This window comes from Variovorax sp. LjRoot130, from assembly GCF_964253755.1.
In the GTDB taxonomy this organism is placed as follows: Bacteria; Pseudomonadota; Gammaproteobacteria; order Burkholderiales; family Burkholderiaceae_C; genus Variovorax.
The window spans coordinates 5538109-5560944 of sequence record NZ_CAXURM020000001.1; the positions used below are offsets into that span (position 1 = coordinate 5538109).

Annotated in this window: 25 protein-coding genes; 14 read left to right on the plus strand and 11 right to left on the minus strand. The window is 66.7% G+C overall.

From position 1 onward, the window contains the following. Positions 1-4: 4 nt before the first annotated feature. The 4 genes from ACSQ86_RS27450 to ACSQ86_RS27465 form a co-directional block, all read right to left on the minus strand. On the minus strand, positions 5-1681 hold the full coding sequence (locus tag ACSQ86_RS27450; protein WP_436305889.1) for a long-chain-fatty-acid--CoA ligase: 1677 nt from the start codon (positions 1679-1681) through the stop codon (positions 5-7). Between the two features lie 91 nt (positions 1682-1772). After that, positions 1773-3197, minus strand: coding sequence for an NAD(P)(+) transhydrogenase (Re/Si-specific) subunit beta (locus tag ACSQ86_RS27455; protein WP_436310010.1), 1425 nt, complete (start codon positions 3195-3197; stop codon positions 1773-1775). Continuing rightward, positions 3194-3523, minus strand: a complete 330-nt coding sequence (locus ACSQ86_RS27460) for an NAD(P) transhydrogenase subunit alpha (RefSeq protein ID WP_093109934.1) — start codon at positions 3521-3523, stop codon at positions 3194-3196. Before ACSQ86_RS27460 ends, ACSQ86_RS27455 begins: the two co-directional genes overlap by 4 nt. 13 nt (positions 3524-3536) lie before the next feature. Further along, on the minus strand, positions 3537-4652 hold the full coding sequence (locus ACSQ86_RS27465) for a Re/Si-specific NAD(P)(+) transhydrogenase subunit alpha (RefSeq protein WP_436310011.1): 1116 nt from the start codon (positions 4650-4652) through the stop codon (positions 3537-3539). Between ACSQ86_RS27465 and ACSQ86_RS27470 the strand changes: the two genes are divergently transcribed. From ACSQ86_RS27470 to ACSQ86_RS27480, 3 genes are read left to right on the plus strand one after another with little or no spacing between them, the layout of a single operon-like run. Next, entirely contained in the window at positions 4651-4875 is a 225-nt protein-coding gene (locus tag ACSQ86_RS27470; RefSeq protein WP_436310012.1) for a hypothetical protein, read from the plus strand. The genes ACSQ86_RS27465 and ACSQ86_RS27470 overlap by 2 nt on opposite strands. Before the next feature lie 10 nt (positions 4876-4885). Beyond that, positions 4886-6004 (plus strand): DUF4019 domain-containing protein, encoded by a 1119-nt coding sequence (locus ACSQ86_RS27475; RefSeq protein WP_436310013.1) that lies wholly within the window; start codon positions 4886-4888, stop codon positions 6002-6004. Continuing rightward, entirely contained in the window at positions 6005-6490 is a 486-nt protein-coding gene (locus ACSQ86_RS27480; protein WP_436310014.1) for an NUDIX hydrolase, read from the plus strand. On the opposite strand, the gene mnmA is transcribed toward ACSQ86_RS27480, so the two are convergent. Next, positions 6487-7596: a tRNA 2-thiouridine(34) synthase MnmA gene (gene mnmA, locus ACSQ86_RS27485; RefSeq protein WP_436305894.1), complete on the minus strand. Its 1110-nt coding sequence runs from the start codon at positions 7594-7596 to the stop codon at positions 6487-6489. The two genes, ACSQ86_RS27480 and mnmA, sit on opposite strands and share 4 nt — an antisense overlap. Positions 7597-7716: 120 nt before the next feature. Here mnmA and ACSQ86_RS27490 point away from each other — a divergent pair, with 120 nt between their 5' ends. Further along, the gene (locus tag ACSQ86_RS27490) at positions 7717-8730 is read left to right on the plus strand and encodes a Bug family tripartite tricarboxylate transporter substrate binding protein (RefSeq protein ID WP_436310015.1); all 1014 of its coding nucleotides are present in this window, start codon (positions 7717-7719) and stop codon (positions 8728-8730) included. Positions 8731-8744: 14 nt separating this feature from the next. Beyond that, a complete protein-coding gene (locus tag ACSQ86_RS27495; RefSeq protein WP_436310016.1) occupies positions 8745-10328 on the plus strand; it encodes a WS/DGAT/MGAT family O-acyltransferase in 1584 nt (527 codons plus the stop codon). A gap of 8 nt (positions 10329-10336) precedes the next feature. Here the strand turns inward: ACSQ86_RS27495 and ACSQ86_RS27500 are convergent, their stop codons facing one another. The 4 genes from ACSQ86_RS27500 to ssb form a co-directional block, all read right to left on the minus strand. Then, entirely contained in the window at positions 10337-11317 is a 981-nt protein-coding gene (locus ACSQ86_RS27500; protein WP_436310017.1) for an LLM class flavin-dependent oxidoreductase, read from the minus strand. A 120-nt stretch (positions 11318-11437) separates the two neighbouring features. Beyond that, positions 11438-11758, minus strand: coding sequence for an isopeptide-forming domain-containing fimbrial protein (locus ACSQ86_RS27505; protein ID WP_436310018.1), 321 nt, complete (start codon positions 11756-11758; stop codon positions 11438-11440). Positions 11759-12355: 597 nt separating this feature from the next. Continuing rightward, positions 12356-14092, minus strand: a complete 1737-nt coding sequence (locus tag ACSQ86_RS27510; RefSeq protein WP_436308562.1) for an IS1634 family transposase — start codon at positions 14090-14092, stop codon at positions 12356-12358. A 366-nt stretch (positions 14093-14458) separates the two neighbouring features. Next, complete coding sequence (gene ssb, locus ACSQ86_RS27515; protein ID WP_436305899.1) at positions 14459-14971, minus strand: single-stranded DNA-binding protein; 513 nt, start codon at positions 14969-14971, stop codon at positions 14459-14461. A gap of 160 nt (positions 14972-15131) precedes the next feature. On the opposite strand from ssb, the gene uvrA reads away from it, so the two are divergent. From uvrA to atpE, 8 genes are all read left to right on the plus strand, one after another. Continuing rightward, positions 15132-18152, plus strand: coding sequence for an excinuclease ABC subunit UvrA (uvrA, locus tag ACSQ86_RS27520; RefSeq protein WP_436310019.1), 3021 nt, complete (start codon positions 15132-15134; stop codon positions 18150-18152). A gap of 16 nt (positions 18153-18168) precedes the next feature. Continuing rightward, on the plus strand, positions 18169-18321 hold the full coding sequence (locus ACSQ86_RS27525; RefSeq protein ID WP_436305900.1) for a hypothetical protein: 153 nt from the start codon (positions 18169-18171) through the stop codon (positions 18319-18321). Positions 18322-18480: 159 nt separating this feature from the next. Beyond that, a complete protein-coding gene (locus ACSQ86_RS27530) occupies positions 18481-18624 on the plus strand; it encodes a hypothetical protein (RefSeq protein WP_436292128.1) in 144 nt (47 codons plus the stop codon). A 55-nt stretch (positions 18625-18679) separates the two neighbouring features. Next, entirely contained in the window at positions 18680-19399 is a 720-nt protein-coding gene (locus ACSQ86_RS27535; RefSeq protein ID WP_093109926.1) for a Crp/Fnr family transcriptional regulator, read from the plus strand. 78 nt (positions 19400-19477) lie between these two features. Further along, a complete protein-coding gene (locus ACSQ86_RS27540; protein ID WP_436310020.1) occupies positions 19478-20173 on the plus strand; it encodes a Crp/Fnr family transcriptional regulator in 696 nt (231 codons plus the stop codon). Between the two features lie 49 nt (positions 20174-20222). Next, positions 20223-20489: a hypothetical protein gene (locus ACSQ86_RS27545; protein ID WP_436310021.1), complete on the plus strand. Its 267-nt coding sequence runs from the start codon at positions 20223-20225 to the stop codon at positions 20487-20489. Next, complete coding sequence (locus tag ACSQ86_RS27550; RefSeq protein WP_436305905.1) at positions 20464-20730, plus strand: DUF1488 family protein; 267 nt, start codon at positions 20464-20466, stop codon at positions 20728-20730. The genes ACSQ86_RS27545 and ACSQ86_RS27550 overlap by 26 nt, the downstream gene beginning before the upstream one ends. Before the next feature lie 131 nt (positions 20731-20861). Beyond that, positions 20862-21104 (plus strand): F0F1 ATP synthase subunit C, encoded by a 243-nt coding sequence (atpE, locus tag ACSQ86_RS27555; protein WP_093109922.1) that lies wholly within the window; start codon positions 20862-20864, stop codon positions 21102-21104. 9 nt (positions 21105-21113) lie between these two features. Here the strand turns inward: atpE and ACSQ86_RS27560 are convergent, their stop codons facing one another. Further along, the gene (locus ACSQ86_RS27560; RefSeq protein ID WP_436310325.1) at positions 21114-21566 is read right to left on the minus strand and encodes a hypothetical protein; all 453 of its coding nucleotides are present in this window, start codon (positions 21564-21566) and stop codon (positions 21114-21116) included. Here ACSQ86_RS27560 and ACSQ86_RS27565 point away from each other — a divergent pair. After that, positions 21486-21878 carry a helix-turn-helix domain-containing protein gene (locus ACSQ86_RS27565; protein ID WP_436310022.1) on the plus strand — a complete coding sequence of 131 codons (393 nt, stop codon included), beginning with the start codon at positions 21486-21488 and terminating at the stop codon, positions 21876-21878. The two genes, ACSQ86_RS27560 and ACSQ86_RS27565, sit on opposite strands and share 81 nt — an antisense overlap. Positions 21879-21881: 3 nt before the next feature. Here the strand turns inward: ACSQ86_RS27565 and ACSQ86_RS27570 are convergent, their stop codons facing one another. Further along, positions 21882-22799, minus strand: a complete 918-nt coding sequence (locus ACSQ86_RS27570; protein ID WP_436310023.1) for an acyl-CoA thioesterase — start codon at positions 22797-22799, stop codon at positions 21882-21884. Between the last annotated feature and the right edge of the window lie 37 nt (positions 22800-22836).

Sequence of the window (22836 nt, forward strand, 5' to 3'; positions counted from 1 at the left end):
CCCGCTACTTCTTGTCGCGCAGCTCGCGCCGCAGGATCTTGCCGACCGGCGTCTTCGGCAGCTCGGTGCGGAACTCCACCACCCTGGGCTGCTTGTAGCCGGTGAGATTGGCGCGGCAGAAGTCTCGCACCTGGGCCTCGGTGAGATCCGGGTTCTTCTTGACGATCACGAGCTTGACGGCCTCGCCGGTCTTCTCGTCGCCGATGCCCACGGCCGCGCATTCGAGCACACCCGGAATCTGCGCGACCACTTCTTCGACCTCGTTCGGATACACGTTGAAGCCCGAGACCAGGATCATGTCCTTCTTGCGGTCGACGATCTTGAAGAAGCCGCGCTCGTCGACCACGCCGATGTCGCCGGACTTGAAGTAGCCGTCGGCCGTCATGACCTTGGCCGTCTCGTCGGGACGCTGCCAGTAGCCGGCCATCACCTGCGGGCCCTTGATGGCGATCTCGCCCGGCTGGCCCATCGGCACCTCATGGCCGTCGTCGTCGAGCAGCTTCAGGTAGGTGCTGGGCAGCGGCACGCCGATGGTGCCGGTGTAGGCAGTGCTGGTGGTCGGGTTGCAAGTGGCCGACGGCGAGGTCTCGGAGAGGCCGTAGCCTTCGCAGATCGGGCAGCCGGTCTTCTCGAGCCAGAGCTTGGCCACCGCGCCCTGCACCGCCATGCCGCCGCCAACCGAGACCTTGAGGTTCTTCCAATCGACGGTGCCGAAGTCCGGATGGTTGGCCAGCCCGTTGAACAGGGTATTGACGGCCGGGAAGCTGTGGAAGGTGTGCTTCGACAGTTCCTTCAGCACGGCCGGGATGTCGCGCGGATTCGGAATCAGGATCAGCTTGCCGCCGGTGCGCATGCTGAGCATCATGTTCACGGTGAACGCGAAGATGTGATAGAGCGGCAGGGCGCAGACGCTGGTGGGCTGCTCGCCGGCCGGCACCTTCTGCATGACCGGCTCGTTCCAGGCCTCGGACTGCAGCACGTTGGAGATCACGTTGCGATGCAGCAGCACGGCGCCCTTGGACACGCCGGTGGTGCCGCCCGTGTACTGCAGCACCGCAACGTCGTCAGGCCCGATCGGCGCCGGCGTCGGCCCGCGCCCTGCCCCCTTGTCGAGCGCGTCGTTGAAGCGCACGGCGCCGGGCAGGCTGAAGTCGGGCACCATCTTCTTGACGTTGCGCACCACGTAATTGACCAGCGCGCCCTTGAGCAGACCGAGCCGATCGCCCATGCCGCTCAGCACGACGTGCTTGACCGGCGTGGACGCGATGCATTGCTGCAGCGTGGCGCCGAAGTTCTCCATGATCACGATCGCCTTGGAGCCGGAATCCTTCAACTGGTGCTCGAGCTCGCGCGGCGTGTAGAGCGGGTTGACGTTCACGAGGATCAGCCCGGCGCGCAGGATGCCGCACACCGCGATCGGGTACTGCAGGCAGTTCGGCATCATGACCGCGACGCGATCGCCCTTCGCGAGCCCAAGTCCCTGCAGGTAGGCCGCGAAGGCCCGGCTCAGCTTGTCGACCTCGCCGTAGCTCAGATCCTTGCCCATGAAGCTGTAGGCGGTGCGCTCCGCGTACTTCGAGAAGCTCTCCTCCATGAGCGCCACCAGGGAGGGATAGCGCGAGCCGTCGATATCGGCGGGCACGCCTTGCGGGTAACTGGTGAGCCAGGGGCGGTCTGTCATGGATGGGTCTCCTCAACGAAATTCTGAGTTCTGGTCAACGGGGCCGCCGCCGGCGATGCCGGCAAGGCGGAGGCGCGGGCGCAAGGCGCCCTTATTCGATCGCCTTGCCCATGTCCTCGACCACCTTCTTGGCGTCGCCGAAAACCATCATGGTCTTATCCATGTAGAACAGCTCGTTGTCCAGACCGGCATAACCCGCAGCCATCGAACGCTTGTTCACGATCACCGTCTTGGCCTTGTAGGCCTCCAGGATCGGCATGCCGTAGATCGGGGTGCCCTTGGTGAGCGCCGCCGGGTTCACCACGTCGTTGGCGCCCAAGATGATCGCGACGTCGGCCTGCGCGAACTCGCCGTTGATGTCCTCCATCTCGAACACCTGGTCGTAGGGCACCTCGGCCTCGGCCAGCAGTACGTTCATGTGGCCCGGCATGCGTCCGGCCACCGGATGGATCGCGTACTTCACCGTCACGCCCTTGTGGGTGAGCTTCTCGGCCAGCTCGTTGACCGCATGCTGGGCCCGGGCCACCGCCAGGCCGTAGCCCGGCACAATGATCACGGTCTCGGCATTGGAGAGCATGTAGGCCGCGTCGTCGGCGCTGCCGCTCTTGACCGGGCGCTGCTCCTTGGCGCCGCCGGAAGCCGCCGCCGCCTCGCCGCCGAAGCCGCCCAGGATCACGTTGAAGAACGAGCGGTTCATCGCCTTGCACATGATGTAGCTCAGGATCGCACCCGAGGAACCCACCAGCGAGCCGGCGACGATCAGCATCGCGTTGTTGAGGCTGAAGCCGATGCCTGCCGCGGCCCAACCCGAGTAGCTGTTGAGCATCGAGACCACCACCGGCATGTCGGCGCCGCCGATCGGGATGATGATCAGCACGCCCATCACGAAGGACAGCAGCACCATCAGGAAGAAGGCGGTCCAGCTCTCGGTGAAGACGAACACCAGGCCGAGCGCGATGGTCAAGAGGCCCAGCGCCAGGTTCAGCATGTGCTGGCCCTTGAACTGGACCGGCGCGCCCTGGAACAGCCTGAACTTGTACTTGCCCGAGAGCTTGCCGAAGGCGATGACCGAGCCGCTGAAGGTGATGGCGCCGATGGCCGCGCCGAGGAAGAGCTCGAGCCGGTTGCCCGCGGGGATGAGCTGGCCCTTGGGAACGATGCCGAAGGCCCAGGGCTCGACCACCGCCGCCACGGCGATGAAGACCGCAGCCATACCGATCATGCTGTGGAAGAAGGCCACCAGCTCGGGCATCTGCGTCATCTCGACGGTCTTGGCGCGGTAGGCGCCGTAGCCGCCGCCGGCCACCAGGCCCAGCAGCACCCAGGCCATGCCCATGGCCTTGCCGTCCGAGATCTGCACGATCAAGGCCGCGGTGGTCAGGATGGCGATCGCCATGCCAACCATGCCGAACAGGTTGCCGCGAATGGAGGTGGTGGGGTGGCTCAGGCCCTTGAGCGATTGAATGAAGCAGACCGATGCGATCAGGTACAGCAGCGTGGCGACATTCATGCTCATGCTGCATTCCCCTTGTCGGCCGCGGGCGCTGCCTTTTTGTCCTTCTTCTTGAACATCTCCAGCATTCGCCGCGTGACGAGGAAGCCGCCGAAGACGTTGACCGCGGCCAGCGCCACGGCCAGCACGCCCATGGTCTTGCCGAGGCCGCTCTCGGTGAGCGCCGCCGCCAGCATGGCGCCGACGATCACGATCGCCGAGATCGCATTGGTCACGGCCATCAGCGGCGTGTGCAACGCCGGCGTGACGGTCCAGACCACGTGGTAGCCGACGTAGATGGCCAGCACGAAGATGATCAGGTTGATGACGGTATGGGAAACGGGATCCATGGTCTTTTCCTTGTCACTTCCGGGTCACTTGACCGTCTTTGCTCATCAGGCAGGCGGCCACGATGTCGTCTTCGAGGTCGATGTTGAGCGCGCCTTCCTTGTTCACGATGAGCTTGAGGAAGTCGAGCACGTTGCGCGCGTAGAGCGAAGACGCGTCGGCCGCGACCAGCGCGGGCAGATTGGTTTCGCCCACCAGCGTGACGCCGTGCTTGATGACGGTGCGGTCTGCTTCGGTGAGCGGGCAGTTGCCGCCTTGCGGCGCGGCCAGGTCGACGATGACCGAACCGGGCTTCATGGCCTTGACCATCTCTTCGGTCACCAGCACCGGCGCGGGCCGGCCGGGGATCAGCGCGGTGGTGATGACGATGTCGGCCGCGGCCACGCGCTTGGCCACTTCGACCTTCTGCCGATCGAGCCAGCTTTGGGGCATCGGCTTGGCGTAGCCGCCGACACCCTGCGCCGCTTCCTTCTCTTCGTCGGTGTCGTACGAGACGTCGATGAACTTGGCGCCCAGCGACTCGACCTGCTCCTTGACGCTCGGGCGCACGTCGCTCGCTTCGATGACGGCCCCGAGCCGCTTGGCGGTGGCGATGGCCTGCAGGCCGGCGACGCCGACGCCGAGGATCACGATGCGCGCCGCCTTCACGGTGCCGGCGGCCGTCATCAGCATCGGAAAGAAGCGCTGGTACTTGTCGGCCGCGATCATGACGGCCTTGTAGCCAGCGATGTTGGCCTGGCTCGACAGCACGTCCATGCTCTGCGCGCGGGTGGTGCGCGGCGCGGCTTCGAGCGCGAAGCCGGTGAGGCCGGCCGTCGCGAGCCTTTGCAGGCCCGCGGCATCGAAGGGGTTGAGCATGCCGATGACGACGGTGCCGGGTTTCATGAGCGCCGCCTCGGCATCGCTCGGTGCGCGCACCTTGAGCACGATGTCGGCGCCGAAGGCGCCGTTGTCGTCGGTGATCTCGGCGCCGGCGGCCTGGTAGGCCGCATCGGTGACGCTGGCCACCACGCCGGCGCCGGACTGGATGCGCACGGTGTGACCCTGTGCAACGAGCTTCTTGGCCGTCTCCGCAGTGACGGCCACACGGGTTTCGCCTGGCGCAGTTTCGGCCGGCACGCCTATCAGCATGGGGGATCTCCTCGGGGCAGCGTTGGAATTCGGGCCGAGCTTACATGAAGATGACAAAGAACTGGCCGAGGACCTCATCCCTCTGTACAGTAGCGCCTCGCGAATGACCGGCGCACAGATCGCCGGCTTTACGGAAAGAAATCAGGGGGATGAAAGATTCGAATTGCAGCGCTCGACGACGAGCCGCGCCAGCTCTAACTGGTTCGGCATGCCATGGCAGTGATCGGGCATGAATGTCATGGTTCGAAGACGGGCGCTCCCTGCAGCGTGCCCTCTACCAGCAAAGCTTCGACATGCTGATCCTCGACTGGCGGCTTCCCGACGTCGACGGGTCGAACGTCGTCAGATGGATACGCGAAAAGCTCGGCAGCAGCCTCCCCATCCTCTTCGTGGCCAAACGGCGCAAGGAAGAGGACATGGTCGAGGCGCTGACGCTCGGCGCCGACGACTTCATGGCCAAGCCGATCCGCGTGGCCGAACTCCAGGCGCGGGTGCAGGCGCTTTTGCGCCGCACCTATCCGGCGCTGTTCCAAACGGAACTGGTCTGCGGCCCCTATCGCTTCATCCCTCTCAAGCAGGCCCTGCTGATCCACGGCCAGGCGACCAAGCTCAAGCACCGCGAATACACGCTGGCGATCTACCTGTTCCGCAACATCGGCCGCCTGCTGTCGCGCGAGCACCTGCTCGAGGCCGTGTGGGGCGCAGATGCAACGGTCACTTCGCGCTCGCTCGACACGCACATGTCACGGTTGCGCTCGAAGCTGGACCTGCGCCCCGCCAACGGCCTCGTGCTGTCGGCCGTCTATGGCCTCGGTTACCGGCTCGAGTTCATCGACCAGAATGAGATCGAGTCGCCGTACCCATGGCGGGCGCGTCCGAATGAGCCGGTCCCCGATCGAAGGAGCATCACCACGATGATGAGTCGAATGACCCGACTTTTGTCCGCGGCCCTGCTGCTCGGCGGCTGGCTGCACCTCGCGGCCGCGCAGGAGGTGGACCCGAGCGAGCTGGTGCGCGGCGGCCTGCAGGCGGTCCAGATGATCGACCAGAACAAGATCGGCGAGCTCTGGGACGGCGCCTCGCCGGCCGCCCGCAAGCGCGTCAGCCGCAGCGACTTCATGAGCCAGGTCGCCAAGGCCCGCACGCCGCTCGGCGCCGCGCAGCAACGCACCTGGGTCGCGATCAACCGGCAGGTCGTCGGCGATGGCGATCCCGAGCTGGCCGGCCAGTATGTGAGCATCGAGTACGAGACCCGCTTCGCCAACAGCAGCACGACCACCGTGCGCGAGCTGGTGACCTTTCAACTGGGCAGCGACCGCGTCTGGCGCTTCTCGGGCTACGTGCTGCGCTGAATGGCCTCGGTCGCTCGCTGGAAACCCAACGTCACCGTCGCCGCGGTGATCGAGCAGGACGGACGCTTCCTGCTGGTCGAAGAGTGTACGAAGGCCGGCCTCAAGCTCAACACGCCGGCCGGCCATCTCGACCCGGGCGAGTCGCCGGCCGAGGGCTGCACGCGCGAGACCCTGGAAGAAACGGCCCACCACTTCACGCCGACCGCCCTCGTCGGCATCTACATGGCGCGCTTCCTCGGCGACGAAGACGTGACCTACATGCGCTTCGCCTTCGCCGGCACGCTCGGCGCCTTCGAGCCGGGCCGGCCGCTGGACGAAGGCATCGTGCGCACCCTGTGGATGACGGCCGACGAGATCCGTTCGAGCGTGGCGCGTCATCGCAGCCCGCTGCTGCTGCAATGCGTGGAGGACTACCTGGCAGGACAACGCTATTCGCTGGACCTGATCCACATCCACGTGTCGGTCGCCGCACCGTCGCAAATCTAGCCGGCCCGCGCGATCACCCCGCCACCCAGGCACACATCCCCGTCGTAGAGCACCGCCGACTGCCCCGGTGTCACCGCCCACTGCGGCTCGGCGAAGGCGAGCCGGAAAGCGCCGTTGGCACCTTCACCCAGCTCGCAACCCGCATCGGCCTGGCGATAGCGCGACTTCGCGGCATAGGCGCCCGAGGGCGGCGCGCTGCCCGCGACCCAGCTCGCATCGTCGGCTTCGAGCGCCGGCGACAGCAGCCAGGGATGGTCGTGGCCCTGCACCACCCACAGCGTGTTGTTCGCTACGTCCTTGCGCGCCACGAACCAGGGCGAGTGATCCCCCGCCCCGCGCTGCGCTCCCTTGGGCTTGATACCGCCGATGCCGAGTCCCTGCCGCTGGCCCAGCGTGTAGAAGCTCAGGCCCTGGTGCTCGCCGATCTGGCGGCCGCGCTCGTCGCGGATCGGGCCCGGCTCCTTGGAGATGTAGCGGTTGAGGAACTCACGGAAAGGCCGCTCGCCGATGAAGCAGATGCCGGTCGAGTCCTTCTTCTTTGCGTTCGGCAGGCCGATCTCGTCGGCGATGCGGCGCACCTCGGTCTTGCGCAGTTCGCCGATGGGGAACAGCGTCTTAGCGAGCTGCGGCTGGTCCAGGCGATGCAGGAAATAGCTCTGGTCCTTGGCCGGATCGAGCCCCTTGAGCAGCTCGTAGCGCCCGCTGGCCGCGTTGCGGCGCACCCGCGCGTAGTGCCCGGTGGCGATCATTGAAGCGCCGAGCCGCATCGCATGATCGAGAAAGGCCTTGAACTTGATCTCGGCATTGCACAGCACGTCCGGGTTGGGCGTGCGGCCGGCCTGGTATTCGCGCAGGAACTCGGCGAACACGCGGTCCTTGTAGTCGGCCGCGAAGTTGACGTGCTCGATCTCGATGCCCAGCACGTCGGCCACGCTCGCGGCGTCGACGAAGTCGATGTTCGACGAGCAGTACTCGCTGTCGTCATCGTCTTCCCAGTTCTTCATGAAGATGCCGACCACCTCGTGGCCCTGCTGCTTGAGCAGGTGCGCCGTGACCGCGGAGTCCACTCCGCCGCTCAGGCCCACCACGATGCGCTGTTTTTCCATGAGGAGGCGATTGTCCCAGCCTCGGCAAGCCGGTGCCCGCATCCGGGAAATCACCGAGCGGCCCATGCCCGCAGGGAGGCGGCAGGCTCCCACAATGGGCTGCCTCAACTGGAGACACGCATGAACCGCCTTCCCCTCGGCCCCGCGTGGCCGCCCCCGGTCTCGCGCCGGCTGGTTTGCCAGTCGCTCGCGCTGTTCGCCGCGGGCGGCGCCCACACCGTGCAAGCCCAGGGCGCCTGGCCGCAGAAGAGCATCCGGCTCGTGGTGCCCTTCGCGCCCGGCGGCTCCAGCGAGGTGGTGGCGCGCTCGGTCGCGGCCGAACTCACCAAGCAGTTGGGCCAGAGCGTCTACGTCGAGAACAAGCCCGGCGGCGCGGGCACCATCGCCATGCAGGAGATCGCCAAGGCCCCAGGCGACGGCTACAGCCTGATCCTCGGCCATGTGGGCACGCTGGCCGTCAACCCCTACATGCTGCCCAACCAGCCCTACGACGTGAACCGGGACTTCGTGCCCGTGACCTTGCTGGCCAAGGTGCCGAACGTGTTGGTGGTGCATCCGGACGTGCCGGTGAAGACTTTCAAGGAGTTCATCGCCTACGCCAAGGCCAACCCGGCCAAGCTCAACTACTCGTCGGCCGGCAACGGCAGCGCCGGCCACCTGAGCATGGAGTACCTGAAGCTCACGGCCGGCTTCTTCATGACGCACATCCCTTACCGCGGCAGTGGCCCGCAGATGACCGACCTGCTGGCCGGCCGCACGCAGGTGGCGATGAACGGCATGCCCAGCGTCTCGGCCTTCATCAAGTCGGGCAAGCTGCGCGCGCTGGCCGTGGGCTCGGCGCAGCGCATCGCCGCTCTGCCCGACGTGCCCACCATCGCGGAGAGCGGCTACAAGGGCTTCGAGACCTCGCAGTGGTATGGCCTGCTTGCACCGGCCTCGACGCCTGCGCCGATCGTGAAGCGCCTGCAGGAAGAAAGCCTGAAGGCCCTGAAGACCGGCCCCGTGACCGAGCGCTTCGCGCACGATTCGGCCCTGGGCGTGGGCGATACGCCGGAGCAGTTCGGCGCCTTCATCGCGGCCCAGCAAAAGACCTGGAAAGAGATCGTCGCCAAGGCCGGCATCAAGCCCGATTGATCAAGGAGCCCGTCATGATTCACCTCAGCGGCATGGACGCATCGTTCCTGCACCTCGAAACACCCGAATCGCCGATGCACGTGGGCAGCCTGCAGCTCATCGACCTGCCGGCAGGCTACGAAGGCGACTTCGCCGAGGACGCCAAGAAGTACCTGAGCGGCCGGCTGCACCTGGCTTCGGTGTTCGTGCGCAAGCTCGCGATGATGCCCTTCGACCTGGCCAACCCAGTGTGGGTGGACGACGACGACCTGGATCTCGACCACCACATCCGTCACGTGATCATGCCGAGGCCCGGCACCATGGCACAGCTCGAACGCCTGGTCGGCCGGCTCCACTCCACGTTGCTGGACCGCAGCCGGCCGCTTTGGGAGATCTACATCATCGAAGGGTTGCAGACCGGCCAGGTCGCGCTCTACAGCAAGATGCACCATGCGGCCATCGACGGGCAGGCCGGTGTCGCGGTGGCCAAGGCGCTGTTCGACATCTCCGCCACGCCAGCACCGGTGAAGGCGCCGCGCGCCAACCGTCGCCCCGATTCATCGCAGCTGGGCATGGCCGAGCTCGCGAGCGCGGCGCTCAGCAACACCGTGCAGCAGTACGTGAAGCTGATCCAGTCGATCCCCGCCACCGCCAAGGCGATCACGAGCGTGCTGCTGCCGGTCTCGGAAACCACCGGCAAGCGCAGCTTCGAGCTGCCCAAGGGATTGAAGACCGCGCCCAGGACGCCGCTCAACGTCTCGATCACCAACCAGCGTTCCTTCGCCGGGCGCTCGGTGCCGCTGGCCGAGGTCAAGCAGATGGCCAAGGCCACCAACACCAGCCTCAACGACATCGTGCTGGCCATCTGCGCCGGCGCGCTCAAGCGCTACCTGGCCGACTACGGCTGCAAGCCCGCCAAGCCGCTCATGGCCGGCGTGCCGGTATCGCTGCGCAGCGAGGGCAACACCGATCTCAACAACCAGGTGTCGGTGATGCTGGTCAGCCTGGCCACCGACATTTCAGATCCACTGGAACGGCTCGCGGCCATCCACGAATCGTCGAGCGAGGGCAAGAAGCTCACCGGCAACGTGAAGGCCGCGATCCCGACCGACTTCCCGTCGCTCGGCGTGCCATCGCTGATGTCGGGCCTGGCCTCGCTCTACGGCCGCTCCGGCCTCGCGGACAAGCTGCCGCCGATGGCCAACGTGGCGATCTCCAATGTGCCCGGCCCGTCGTTCCCGCTCTACTTCGCGGGTGCCAAACTGGCAACCTATTTCCCGGTGTCGATTCCGGGGCACGGGCTGGCGCTCAACATGACGGTGCAGAGCTACAACGGCTCGCTCGAGTTCGGGCTCACGGCCTGCCGGCGCGCGGTGCCGGACATCGCCGACCTGGGCGACTATGTGGTCGCGGAGCACAAGAAGCTGTTCGGGCTGATCGTGGGGCAGGCGGCGGCGGCGCCTGTTGCTGCTGCTGTCGCTGCGCCAGTGGCGGCACCGGCAGCGAAGAAACGGGCAGCGCCGAAGAAGAAGAAGGTCGTTGCGAAGGCGGTGCGCGCTGCCGGGACGCGGGCGCCGCGCAAGGCAGCTGCAGCGAAGCGCGCTGCCGCGTTGAACTGAGGACTTGCCTATTCGCGCAGCTCGGCCAGGATCTCGTAGGACCGCAACCGGGCCTCGTGATCGAACACCTGCGAGGTGATCATCAGCTCGTCCGCGCCGGTGCGATCGATGAACGCCTGCATCCCCGCCCGCACCGTCTCCCGCGATCCCACTGCTGAACACGAGAGCACCGAATCGAGCAAGGCGTTCTCGGCCGGCCCGACACGCTGGCGGTAGTTCTCGACCGGCGGCGGCAGGCGCCCCGGCCGCCCGCTGCGCAGGTTCACGAAGGCCTGCTGCCACGAACTCGAACGGAACACCGCCTCTTCATCCGTCTCGGCCGCGAACACGTTGAAGCCGAGCATCACGTAGGGCTTGTCCAACTGCTTCGAGGGCTTAAAGGTCTCGCGGTAGATCCGGATCGCCTGCATCAGCTGCTGCGGCGCGAAATGCGAAGCAAAGGCGTAGGGCAGCCCGAGGTGAGCCGCAAGCTGCGCGCCGAAGGTGCTAGAGCCCAGAATCCAGATCGGCACTTCGAGTCCCATGCCCGGCACCGCACGCACCGGCTGCTTCGGCTCCTTCGACATGAAATCCATCAGCTCGACCACATCCTGCGGAAACTGGTCGGCATCGGACTGCAGGTCGCGCCGCAGCGCCTGCGCGGTGCGCTGGTCCGAGCCCGGTGCGCGGCCGAGACCGAGATCGATGCGGCCGGGATAGAGTGACTCGAGCGTGCCGAACTGCTCGGCGACCACCAGCGGCGAATGGTTGGGCAGCATCACGCCGCCGGCGCCGATGCGGATGGTGGAAGTGCCGGCGCCGATATACGCCAGCAGCACGGCCGTCGCGGCGCTCGCGATGCCCGGCATGCCGTGGTGCTCGGCCAGCCAGTAGCGCCGGTAGCCAAGCTTCTCGCCATGCTGCGCCAGGCTGAGCGAATTGCGGAAGGACTGCGCGGCGGTGCTGCCCTCGGTGATGGGCGACAGGTCGAGGATGGAAAGTGGGGTCATGGATCGGCCGGAGCGAACGAAGCAGGGCCGGCATCTTGGACCGAAGTGCGGGGCCCGCGAACGCGAAGGGCCATTGCAGCCTTGCAGCCGCTCTGCTAGGCGAGCTCGATCAAGCCAAGTTCATGGGAGACCGCTTGCCGTGACGGTGCACTGCATCGTCACGACCACGCCGCCGCCGGCAGGCAGCACGGCCACGAACGCGCCCGGCGCGCTCACCGTTCCAAACGTCAGGCCCGTGCTCAGCGTGTCCGTCAGCACCACCGGCTGCGTCGTCGCCCCTCCCGTCACCGTCGCCGTCACCGTGTACGTGATCGTCTGGCCCGCCAGCACAGCGCTGCCGCTCGCAGGGCTGGCGCTCTTGTCACCGTCACCGCCCACACACCGATCGTGGCAGTCGACGTGTTGTTTCCCGTGCAGTTCGGCGGCGTTGCCGAGTCGCAACCGCCTACCGTATCCGTCACCCCCGCCGGCGGCGCAATGGTTGCGGTATTAACTGCCGTGGTCGCCGCAAACGCTTGGGCACCGGCATAGGCAAGCCATATCCACAGAAACCAAAGGGTGCGGCGGCGGAAAATCTCAATTGCGTTGCGCTTCATCATGACGGACGGACTTTTCTCAAGATCCGAACTCCCTCACGCATGAATAGAGAAACCCGGACCGCAGGACTGCAAAAAGGACAGCAATTCCAAAAGGAATAATTGACAGGCGACGCAACGCTTTGCGCTCTTGTCAGCGGGTGCGGATGGTGCGGGGGGAGGGTTGGCGCGACAGAATTGCCGCGACAATTCATCAGAATTGGCTCAGGCCAAGAAGTAGTTCTTGCGACTTACTCCACACTTCTTGTGCGATCACCTGCTGACTGCCCTGTGAGAGGGTGAGCGAGGCGCGACAGGTGAGAACGAGGTCGTTCTACGGAAAGTGCCGGCTGGATGGACTAGCCGAGCGATGTGGCCTGCTTAGGCCGAAGTTCCCCGAAGCGGCGGACGAGATTCCCTTGTGACTCAAGCACTTGCTTGAGTTGGCGAGGAAGTTTTCTGTCTACGGTTTGATGTTTTGCACGAGCGCGAGGGCGCGCAGGTGCAGCGGCTGCGCGTTGGTGAGGAGCTCGAAGGTGGGCGCCTCGGGGCCGGCCTGAGGGGTTCGGCAGGTATTGCGCGCGATGGTGGCGAGCTCGGCCATCAGGGTGGAGAAGCTGTGCACGGGGGTGCCGTCGTCCAAGGCGTGGCGCGCCGCCTTGGCCAGCGCCGCCTTGGAGCGCGTAGCCGGTGCCACGGGGTCACGCGTGGCCTTGGCGAGCTGCTCGGTGTCGGCGAACATCAACTCGCGCCAGGCCTCGCGCATGTGCCACTCGACGTAGTAGGCCAGCATGCACAGGAAGATGTGCGCGCGCACCCGATCGGCGGTGCGATGGTGGATCGGACGCACCTTCAGGTCGATGGTCTTGAGCGAGCGGAACGCGCGCTCGACGTTGGCCAGCGACTTGTAGTGGCGCACGCAGTCGGGCGCATCCATCTGTGCGGCGCTCACCGAGGTGCGGATGATGTAGAGGCCGTCCAGCGCCGCCTCGGCGGCGATGGCGTCTGTCTTGCGCGCGAAGGTGAAGGCGTTCTCGCCGATGGCCAGCTCGAAGTGCTTGGCCATCTTGTACTGGTTGATGACCTTGCCCACGCGCAAGCCGATCTCATCCTTGCCGGCGAGCTTGAGCGCGTCCACGCGGGCCTTGATCTTCTGGAGGTTGGCCTCGGTGGCCGCGAGCAGTTCCTGGCGCTTGTGCGCGCGCAGCTTGGCGAGTTCCGGATTGCGGCACGCCACCAGGCGCTCGCCCGGATAGTCCGGCGAGCTCAGTTCGAGCAGGTTGCGCTCGTCGAACAAGCCCAGTTGCAGATGGCCCTGCTCGACCAGCGCGCGGATCGAGACGCTCTTCAGCGCGCTGATCCAGCCCACGCCTTCGGTCTCGCGCAGCTCCTGGATCGCCTTGTTGGAGATCATGCCGCGGTCGCCCACCATCACGAGTTGTTCGACGCCGAAGTCTTCGCGCAGCCGCTGGACCTCGGGCAGCAAGGTCTGGCTGTCGGCGACGTTGCCCTCGTGCACCGACACCGCCAGCGGGCAGCCGCGCGCATCGGTGAGCAAGCCGTAGTTGACCTGCAGCAGGCCCTTCTTGCCGTCGCGGCTGTAGCCGAGCTTGGCCAGCGGACAGCAGCTGCCCTCGAAGTAGCTGGAGGACTGGTCGTACAGCACCAGGCCACCGGGGCTCAGATGGCGCGAGGCGAGCTTCTTCTGGATGCGATCCTGGCGCTCGAGCAGCCAGTCCATCGCCGCATACAGGTCGTCCTCGTCGGCGTCGGCGACGCCGAAGTCCTCGGCCAGTGTCGTGGTGTGCCACCAGCGCGTGGTGGCGAGCTTCGTGTGCGGGGCGACGATGCGCGCGGCCACCATCGCCAGCACCAGGTCGCGCTCGCGGCAGGGCCTGGAGGCGAGCAGCGAGGCCATCTCCAGGCTGGCCATCGTGGCGCCTGCCGCCTGCACATGGCCGTGGGGACGCGAGCGCGTGATCTGGAACGCGGAAGCCACGGGCACGAAGGTCTCGCCCTGCAGCGAGCGCCGGATGATCTCGATGAGCTCATCGGGCAGGTGCGAGAGATTGCCCAGGGTCTCGTTCTTGACCTTGCCGTCCTCGCGGTAGCTGCGGCGCAGCAGATGGGTGCGATAGACCTGGTCCTTGTAGGTGCGCGTCGTAGTGACGACGTGAGCGGTACCTGTGCGGGCTGCCATGGGCAGAAATCTAGCCCAAGCACCATCAGTTGTCAAGTATATTTAGTGACTACATGTAGCATCCAAAAAAATCCTCCCAGAAGGAGGATTTATCAGCAGCGACAAGCACTTGTCGCCGTTGGAGTGACTACAGAGGTGGGGAACTTCGGCTTAGGCAGTTCGTCAGGAAAAAACAGATTTGCACGCGTGTTCTGGGCACCGCAGGATTCGTCCCAAAGACTTGCTGGTCGCAATAAATGCGCAGTCAATTGATATACCGCTGACCTTCGCCTCTCGTGCTTGGCGTCATGGCATATCGAGGTGCAACAAAAAAGGCGCGGGGCCGTCAAGCCCTGCGCCTCTTTTCGAGACCTCTGAAAGATTTCGTCAGAACGGAATATCGTCGTCCATATCGTCGAAGCCCGACGAGGATTTGGCCGGCGCCTGCCGTGGTGCCGGTGCCGCAGCGCGAGGTGCCGCCGCGGGAGGACGCGAATAGCCGCCGCCTTGCGCCCCCTGCGAGTAGCCGCCGTCGTCGTCGCCGCCCGAAGGCCCGCCCTGGCCCTGGCGGCTGCCGAGCATCTGCATCTGGTCGACGCGGATGTCGGTGGCGTATTTTTCGACGCCGTCCTTGTCGTTGTACTTGCGGGTGCGGATCTGGCCCTCGACGTAGATTTGCGAGCCCTTGCGCAGGTACTGGGCGGCGATCTCGGCCAGGCGGCCGTTGAACACGAGACGGTGCCACTCGGTGGCTTCGCGCATCTCGCCGCTTTGCTTGTCTTTCCACTTGTCGGTGGTGGCGAGGGTCACGTTGCAGATCTGGTCCCCGCTGGGAAAGGTGCGCGTTTCCGGATCGCGCCCGAGATTGCCGACGAGGATGACTTTGTTGACCGATGCCATATGCACTGCCCCTGATGAATGGATGGAAGAGGAGGAAAACGGAGATTGTGCCGCAGCCGGTCGCGCCGGCCGAAGAGCCGAAAAAGTCCGCCGAATCCCGCCGCGTGCCCTGAAATCGCCGGGGACTTATCATGCTCGGTTGCCCAAGACCGACCGCCCCGTGAATTCCCCCAACGACGATGCCTACCTCGGCGCCGTGCTCGCGCAGCAGCGCATCAGCATCCGCGGCGCACGCACGCACAACCTCAAGAACGTCGACCTCGACATCCCGCGCAACAAGCTGGTGGTGATCACCGGCCTGTCGGGCTCGGGCAAGTCGAGCCTGGCCTTCGACACGCTCTATGCCGAGGGCCAGCGCCGCTACGTCGAGAGCCTGTCGGCCTATGCGCGCCAGTTCCTGCAGCTGATGGACAAGCCCGACGTCGACGTGATCGAGGGCTTGTCGCCCGCGATCAGCATCGAGCAGAAGGCGACCAGCCACAACCCGCGTTCCACCGTGGGCACGGTGACCGAGATCCACGACTACCTGCGGCTGCTCTATGCGCGCGCCGGCACGCCCTATTGCCCCGACCACGACCTGCCGCTGCAGGCGCAGACCGTGTCGCAGATGGTCGATGCCGTGCTGGCCATCGCCGATGAGCCGCGTCTCATGATCCTCGCGCCGGTCGCGCGCGAGAAGAAGGGCGAGTTCCTCGAGCTCTTCGCCGAGATGCAGGCGCAGGGCTACGTGCGTTTCCGCGTCAACGGCGAGACCTTCGAATACAACGACCTGCCCAAGCTCAAGAAGACCGAGAAGCACGACATCGACGTCGTCATCGACCGGCTGCGCGCGCGGCCCGACATGCAGCAGCGCCTGGCCGAGAGCTTCGAGAACGCGCTGCGCCTGGCCGAGGGCCGCGCGATCGCACTGGAGATGCACGAGGACGGCAGCACCAAAGAGCACCTCTTCAACGCCAAGTTCGCCTGCCCGATCTGCCACTACTCGCTGGCCGAACTCGAGCCGCGCCTGTTCTCCTTCAACTCGCCCGTGGGCGCCTGCCCGAGCTGCGACGGCCTCGGTCACAGCGAAGTCTTCGATCCGGCGCGGGTGGTCGCCTTTCCGTCGCTGAGCCTGGCGAGCGGCGCCATCAAGGGCTGGGACCGGCGCAACGGCTACTACTTCAGCATGCTGGAGAGCGTGGCCAAGCACTACAAAGTCAACGTCGACACGCCCTTCGAAGAGCTGCCCGCCTCGGTGCAGCAGGCCGTGCTGCACGGCTCGGCCCAGGAAGAGATCAAGTTCTCTTACGTGATGGACAGCGGCCAGCAGGCCGGCAAGAAGTTGGTGCGCAAGCACCCCTTCGAAGGCGTGATCCCGAACATGGCGCGGCGCTACCGCGAGACCGATTCGGCAATGGTGCGCGAAGACCTCGCGCGCTTTCGCAACATGCAGCCCTGCCCCGATTGCGGCGGCACGCGGCTTCGGCGCGAGGCGCGCAGCGTGTTCCTGCTCGACGAGTCGGGCCCCGAGCCGCGGCGCATGGCGATCTTCGAGATCAGCCGCGCGACGCTGCGCGAAAGCCTCGCCTACTTCCAGGGCCTGCACCTGCGCGGCGCCAAGGCCGAGATCGCCGACAAGGTGGTGCGCGAGATCGGGCTGCGCCTCAAGTTCCTCAACGACGTGGGCCTCAACTACCTGAGCCTGGACCGCAGCGCCGAGACGCTCTCGGGCGGCGAGGCGCAGCGCATCCGCCTGGCCTCGCAGATCGGCTCCGGCCTCACCGGCGTGATGTACGTGCTCGACGAGCCCAGCATCGGCCTGCACCAGCGCGACAACGACCGGCTGATCGGCACGCTCAGGCATCTGCGCGACATCGGCAACAGCGTGATCGTGGTCGAGCACGACGAGGACATGATCCACGCCGCCGACCACGTGATCGACATGGGCCCGGGCGCCGGCGTGCACGGCGGCCGCGTGATGGCGCAGGGCAGCTATGCCCAGGTCGCGGCCCATCCGGATTCGCTGACCGGCCAGTACCTGTCGGGCGCGAAGAAGATCGCGGTGCCCAAGCGCCGCACGCCCTGGCTGCCGGCGGTCGCCAAGCCGGCCTTCAACGAGGGCAAGAAGGCCTCGCGCTTTCCGCAGAGCCCGGCGGCCGAACGGCGCGCGGCACGCGAGGCGGCGCACCTCGCATCGCAGACCGATCTCCAGGAGATCCGCGTGATCGGCGCCACCGGCAACAACCTCCAGAACGTGGGCGTGGCCTTTCCGGTCGGCCTCCTGACCTGCGTGACCGGCGTCTCCGGCTCGGGCAAGTCGACGCTGGTCAACGACACGCTCTACAGCGCCGTGGCGCGCACCCTCTACCGAGCCCACGAAGAGCCGGCCGCGCACGAGGCGGTCGAGGGCATCGAGTACTTCGACAAGGTCATCAACGTCGACCAGTCGCCGATCGGCCGCACGCCACGCAGCAATCCCGCCACCTACACCGGCCTCTTCACGCCGATCCGCGAGCTGATGGCCGAGACCAACACCGCACGCGAGCGCGGCTACGGGCCCGGGCGCTTCAGCTTCAACGTCGCCGGCGGCCGCTGCGAGGCCTGCCAGGGCGACGGCGTGGTCAAGGTCGAGATGCACTTCCTGCCCGACGTCTACGTGCCCTGCGAGGTCTGCCACGGCCAGCGCTACAACCGCGAGACGCTGGAGGTGCAGTACAAGGGCCGCAACATCGCGCAGATCCTCGACATGACGGTCGAGGCCGCACACGAGTTCCTGAAGGCCGTGCCGACCATCGAACGCAAGCTGCGCACGCTGCTCGACGTCGGCTTGAGCTACATCAAGCTGGGCCAGGCCGCGACCACGCTGTCGGGCGGCGAGGCGCAGCGCGTGAAGCTCGCGCTCGAACTCAGCAAGCGCGACACCGGCCGCACGCTCTACATCCTCGACGAGCCGACCACCGGGCTGCACTTCGCCGACATCGAGCTGCTGCTGAAAGTGCTGCACCAGCTGCGCGACGCCGGCAACACCATCGTCGTGATCGAGCACAACCTCGACGTCATCAAGACCGCCGACTGGCTGATCGACATGGGTCCCGAAGGCGGCGCGGGCGGCGGCACGGTGGTGGGCGTGGGCACGCCTGAAGAGATCGCGGCGAACGAGGCGAGCCATACCGGTCGATATCTGAAGCGGCTGCTGCCCTGACAGGCTACAGTCGGCGATGACCCAAACCACTCCTCCTGACTCAGGCCCCGAGGCACCGGACGAGCTGCAGACGGAGGCATCGGCATTTGCAGCCGCCTGGATCGTCTTCGGCGTGCTCATGCTGCTGGTGCTTCTGTTTCTGGCAGGCGTCGCTCACTTCTTTCCCTGACGATCGCGCGCCGGCGGACGGCCCATCCGTGCGCTATCGCACTGAAAAAACGGCAGGTTCGGAATACGCTGGCATGCCCTCGATGCACGGAGCCATCTCATCGCCCTTTTCCTGTTTGCCGCCGAATGCCTCGTTCGTGACTACCTGAACGGCCGCACGATGCCGACGCTCGTGCACCGCAGGGTGGTGAGCATCGTCGAAGCACGGCTCGTCGACGGCACGCTGCCGGTGCTCGATCAGGACCTCTGCAGAGACGTCGACAGCGAGGCCAGCGCCCCTGCGCGCTTCATCAAAGCCTCCTGAGAATCCGCGCTTCGGGCGCCCTCGCAGCTTTGTGCGATATCGAACATACTGCGCAATGGCCACGCCCCCCGACCCCCGCAAGAACCACCTGCTCGCCATGCTGCCGGACGCCGAGTGGCAGCGCTGGCTGCCGCAACTGGAGTGGGTGGACATGCCGCTCGGGGAGGTGCTCTACGAGTCGGGCAGCACGCTCAGCCACGTGTACTTTCCGACCACCGCCATCGTTTCGCTGCTCTATGTGATGGAGAACGGCGCCTCGGCCGAGATCGCCGTCGTCGGCAACGAGGGCATCGTCGGCATCTCCCTCTTCATGGGCGGCGAATCCACGCCCAGCCGCGCCGTGGTGCAAAGCGCAGGCCAGGGTTGGCGCCTGAAGGCGCAGATGATGAAGGACGAATTCAACCGTGCCGGTGCGGTGCTGCATCTGCTGTTGCGCTACACCCAGGCGCTGATCACGCAGATGGCGCAGACGGCGGTGTGCAACCGCCACCATTCGCTGGACCAGCAGCTGTGCCGCTGGCTGCTGCTGAGCCTGGATCGCCTGCAAGGCAACGAGCTCGTGATGACGCAGGAGCTGATCGCCAACATGCTCGGCGTGCGCCGCGAAGGCGTGACCGAGGGCGCCCTCAAGCTGCAGAAGGCAGGGCTGATCCGGTATGCACGCGGCCGCATCACGGTGCTGGACCGCGAGGGACTGGAGAAGCGCACTTGCGAATGCTACGCCGTGGTCAAGAAGGAGTATGACCGGCTGCTTCCGGAGCGGTTGGCGGCCTGATCCCGCGGCTGCTCTGTGCGCTGGCAGACAGTCGCGCCGCGGCGCGGCGCGCAGACTGGAAGCCCTTCCATCACCGGAGTGCCTTTGCCTGCCGCCGAAAACCACCTCATCGAGCTGCTTTCCCGCAGCGATCGCCAGAGTCTGCTCGCCATCTGCGAGCCGGTCCAGCTGGTGCTGGCCGAGGTGATGTGCGAGCCCGGCGAGCCGACCCGGCATGTCTACTTCCCTGTCGACGGCTTCATTTCGCTGATCGCACGGATCGACGGCCATCCAGGCCTGGAAGTCGGCATGGTGGGCCGCGAAGGCATGCTGGGGACGCAAGTGGCCCTGGGCGTGGCGACGACGCCCCTGCATGCGGTGGTTCAGGGCCCGGGTGCTGCATGGCGCATCGCCGCCCCCGACTTCCAGCGCGAACTGGCGCGCAACGCGGGCCTGCAGCGCGGCCTGCACCGCTACATCCACGTCCTGATGTCCCAGCTGGCCGATTCGGCCGCGTGCCTTCGCTTTCACCTGATCGGCCCACGCCTGGCGCGCTGGCTGTTGATGAGCCAGGACCGCGCCCATTCGGACAGCTTCCGCGTGACGCAGGAGTTCCTGGCCTACATGCTGGGCGTGCGCCGCGTCGGCATCACGGAGGCTGCCGGCGCCTTGCAGCGTGACGGATTGATCCAATACAGCCGTGGCGATCTGAAGGTGCTGGACCGCCCCGGGCTCGAAGCGATGGCATGCGCCTGCTATGCCGCAGACAAGAGAGCCTACGCCGAGTTGCTCTGAATGTGCGGTCGCGAACAGACAGGGCGCACCCGATCGCCTACAAGGGGGCATGGACTATGACTTCGCCTCCAAACGCCTTCCGTACCAAGGATGGGAGGTGCGCAGCCGCCTCACCCATGTTTCCCTGGAGGGCACCGTGGCGGCCGGTGCGGAACTCTTGGTCGACGACGTTTGCATGTGCCACCTCGTGTCGTGCAAGCAGTTCGCCCACGGGCGCGACGCCATCCGCGCGATCGAGCGCAAGGCCACCCTTTGGATCGATGACCGCGGAACGCATTCCAGGAGCAGCGATGTCGCAGCCGCCCTTCTTTCATGAGGCTTCCGGCACCGTCCGTTTCTGGGTCGAGGTCGAGGGGCAGCTCGTCGGCGCCAGCGTCGGCAAGGAAACCTTGCACTACCGCTATCGGTCGACCGCCACCGACGACGACGCACTGGACACCTATGCGCTGCACGCGCAGGACATCGATGACGCCGTGCGGCGCCGTGTCGCACAAGGTTCCACCGAACCCGTGATGCTGCGCGAGTTCGATCTGCGCCATGACGCTCCGCGCCCCTGAGGCCCGGCCAGCGGCCATGACCTGCGAGGTCATCGACGCCGCGCACCCGCTCTGAGACATTGGATGCAAGCCGGAACCGGGGTGGTTCCGGCAGCCACCAGGCCGAACTTCAAAGGCCGCGAAAGAGCACCATGACCTCAGGTTTCGACATCCTCCCCCTCGCCGTCGCGTTTCTCATCGGTATCGCCGCCGTGGGTTCCTGCATCGGCATCGGCATCGTCGGGTCGAAGCTGCTGGAAGGCACGGCGCGGCAGCCCGAGCTCAAGGACACGCTGCAGACCCTGTTCTTCCTGATCGCGGGCGTGACCGACGGTGCCTTCATCATCGCGACCGGCATCGGCCTCTGGTTCGCGACTGCCAACCCCTTCCGTTGAGGTGCGGGCTCAAGCGGCCTTGAGTTCGATTCCGCGGTACGGCCGCTCCGGAACCGCCGCTGCCGTGCGCGCCGCCGCTTCGCTCTGCAGCGCCTCCCACAGCGCGGCATCGCCGGCCCGACGCGCGGCCTCCATCGCCGTCAGGTAAATCAGGCTGCGCTGTGCCTGGCTGCCGCCGAAGCCGTGGGCGACGGGCAGCAAGGGAAGCAGCTGCTGCGCGCAGTGGCCGTGGCGGCCTTCGCCGAAAGCCATGACCGCCTCGCAGACGGTGCCCGCCTCGCGCCACCACGGCGCGGGCGCCGTGGCCGGCACGGCGGCGATCGCGCGCTGCCCGGCCTCGATCTGTATGGGCTCGCCGGCGCCGACCAGGGCCAGCATCGCATGCACGTCGTTGAAGACCGACCAGCCCCAGGCGGCCTGGTCGCGCCAGCGCGGCGCCAGGGCCTGCCAGCGCCTGGCCACATCGACGCCGCGCAGCCCGAGCCGCCACAAAAGCGCGCGCTGAGCGGGCTGGCGGAGCGCTCGTTCCAGCGCCGCTTCAAGCTCGCGACCGGCATGACGCCGATGGAATACGTGCAGACCCTGCGCATCGAGGAAGCCAAGCACCTGCTCGAGACCACGGAAGCGCCGGTCGAGGCGATCGCGGGAGAGGTGGGCTACGACGACGCGGCCTTCTTCAGTCGCATGTTCCGCCGCGCGGTGAGCCTGAGTCCGGCGCAGTACCGGCGGCGCTTCGGCGGCCTGCGCGCGGCGCTGGCCGGCACGCGGCACTGAGTGCTATATCGGCGCCGCGCCGCCAGCGCTCGACAAGGGACTTCCTTCGGGCAGCACGCGCAGCATGCCTTCCTGCGCGGTCGAGGCCACCAGCCGCCCGTCGCGCGTGAACAGGCTGCCGCGGCACAGGCCGCGGGCGCCGCCCGCGCTCGGCGAATCGAGCACATAGAGCAGCCAGTCGTCCATGCGGAAATCGCGGTGGAACCACATCGCATGGTCGAGGCTGGCGGGGCGCACCCGGCCACTCATGAAGCTCAGGCCGTGGGGCAGCATCGCGGCCCGCAGCAGCCCGTGGTCGGAGGCATAGGCCAGCAGCGCGCGGTGCACGATCGGATCGTCGGGCAGCGGCGCGATGGCGCGCAGCCAGAGCGCACTGTGCGGTGGACGCGGCGCGGGCGTGAGCAGGTCGTCGGGATCGACGCGGCGGTACTCGATGCCGTGCGGCGCCAGCGCGTTGTTGCGCCAGCGTTCGGGCAGCCGCTCGCCGAGCGCGCGGCGCTGTTCCAGTTCGCTTTGCAAGCCTTCCGGCCCGGCCGCCTCGGGCATCGCGAGCTGGTGCTCGATGCCCTCGTCCACCGTCTGGAAGGAGGCCGACATCTCGAAGATGATGCGCTCCCGCTGGCGCGCCACCACGTGCCGGGTGGTGAAGCTGCGGCCGTCGCGCACGCGGTCAACCGCGTACTCGATCGGTGCATGTTCGCCCGGCAGCAGGAAGTAGGCATGCATCGAGTGCACCGGCCGGTCGGCGGCGACCGTGCAGCTCGCCGCCACCAGCGCCTGGCCCAGCACCTGGCCGCCGAACACGGCCGGGGTGCCGATGTCCTCGCTCTGAGCCCTGAAGCGGTCATCGCCCAGGGGTTCGAGGTGCATCAGGTCGACGAGCTGGTTGACGAGGCGGGCGGCGGTGGCGGGATCGGTCATCCGACGACGATAGCAAACACCCCGCCACTGCGCTGTC

What these genes read in the sequence shown, in the direction of transcription:
- ACSQ86_RS27450 (WP_436305889.1), bottom strand. Translation starts at nt 1,681, where the DNA reads ATGACAGACCGCCCCTGGCTCACCAGTTACCCGCAAGGCGTGCCCGCC.
- ACSQ86_RS27455 (WP_436310010.1), bottom strand. Translation starts at nt 3,197, where the DNA reads ATGAGCATGAATGTCGCCACGCTGCTGTACCTGATCGCATCGGTCTGC.
- ACSQ86_RS27460 (WP_093109934.1), bottom strand. Translation starts at nt 3,523, where the DNA reads ATGGATCCCGTTTCCCATACCGTCATCAACCTGATCATCTTCGTGCTG.
- ACSQ86_RS27470 (WP_436310012.1), top strand. Translation starts at nt 4,651, where the DNA reads ATGGGGGATCTCCTCGGGGCAGCGTTGGAATTCGGGCCGAGCTTACAT.
- ACSQ86_RS27465 (WP_436310011.1), bottom strand. Translation starts at nt 4,652, where the DNA reads ATGCTGATAGGCGTGCCGGCCGAAACTGCGCCAGGCGAAACCCGTGTG.
- ACSQ86_RS27475 (WP_436310013.1), top strand. Translation starts at nt 4,886, where the DNA reads ATGTCATGGTTCGAAGACGGGCGCTCCCTGCAGCGTGCCCTCTACCAG.
- ACSQ86_RS27480 (WP_436310014.1), top strand. Translation starts at nt 6,005, where the DNA reads ATGGCCTCGGTCGCTCGCTGGAAACCCAACGTCACCGTCGCCGCGGTG.
- mnmA (WP_436305894.1), bottom strand. Translation starts at nt 7,596, where the DNA reads ATGGAAAAACAGCGCATCGTGGTGGGCCTGAGCGGCGGAGTGGACTCC.
- ACSQ86_RS27490 (WP_436310015.1), top strand. Translation starts at nt 7,717, where the DNA reads ATGAACCGCCTTCCCCTCGGCCCCGCGTGGCCGCCCCCGGTCTCGCGC.
- ACSQ86_RS27495 (WP_436310016.1), top strand. Translation starts at nt 8,745, where the DNA reads ATGATTCACCTCAGCGGCATGGACGCATCGTTCCTGCACCTCGAAACA.
- ACSQ86_RS27500 (WP_436310017.1), bottom strand. Translation starts at nt 11,317, where the DNA reads ATGACCCCACTTTCCATCCTCGACCTGTCGCCCATCACCGAGGGCAGC.
- ACSQ86_RS27510 (WP_436308562.1), bottom strand. Translation starts at nt 14,092, where the DNA reads ATGGCAGCCCGCACAGGTACCGCTCACGTCGTCACTACGACGCGCACC.
- ssb (WP_436305899.1), bottom strand. Translation starts at nt 14,971, where the DNA reads ATGGCATCGGTCAACAAAGTCATCCTCGTCGGCAATCTCGGGCGCGAT.
- ACSQ86_RS27525 (WP_436305900.1), top strand. Translation starts at nt 18,169, where the DNA reads ATGACCCAAACCACTCCTCCTGACTCAGGCCCCGAGGCACCGGACGAG.
- ACSQ86_RS27530 (WP_436292128.1), top strand. Translation starts at nt 18,481, where the DNA reads ATGCCGACGCTCGTGCACCGCAGGGTGGTGAGCATCGTCGAAGCACGG.
- ACSQ86_RS27535 (WP_093109926.1), top strand. Translation starts at nt 18,680, where the DNA reads ATGGCCACGCCCCCCGACCCCCGCAAGAACCACCTGCTCGCCATGCTG.
- ACSQ86_RS27545 (WP_436310021.1), top strand. Translation starts at nt 20,223, where the DNA reads ATGGACTATGACTTCGCCTCCAAACGCCTTCCGTACCAAGGATGGGAG.
- ACSQ86_RS27550 (WP_436305905.1), top strand. Translation starts at nt 20,464, where the DNA reads ATGTCGCAGCCGCCCTTCTTTCATGAGGCTTCCGGCACCGTCCGTTTC.
- atpE (WP_093109922.1), top strand. Translation starts at nt 20,862, where the DNA reads ATGACCTCAGGTTTCGACATCCTCCCCCTCGCCGTCGCGTTTCTCATC.
- ACSQ86_RS27565 (WP_436310022.1), top strand. Translation starts at nt 21,486, where the DNA reads ATGCACGTCGTTGAAGACCGACCAGCCCCAGGCGGCCTGGTCGCGCCA.
- ACSQ86_RS27570 (WP_436310023.1), bottom strand. Translation starts at nt 22,799, where the DNA reads ATGACCGATCCCGCCACCGCCGCCCGCCTCGTCAACCAGCTCGTCGAC.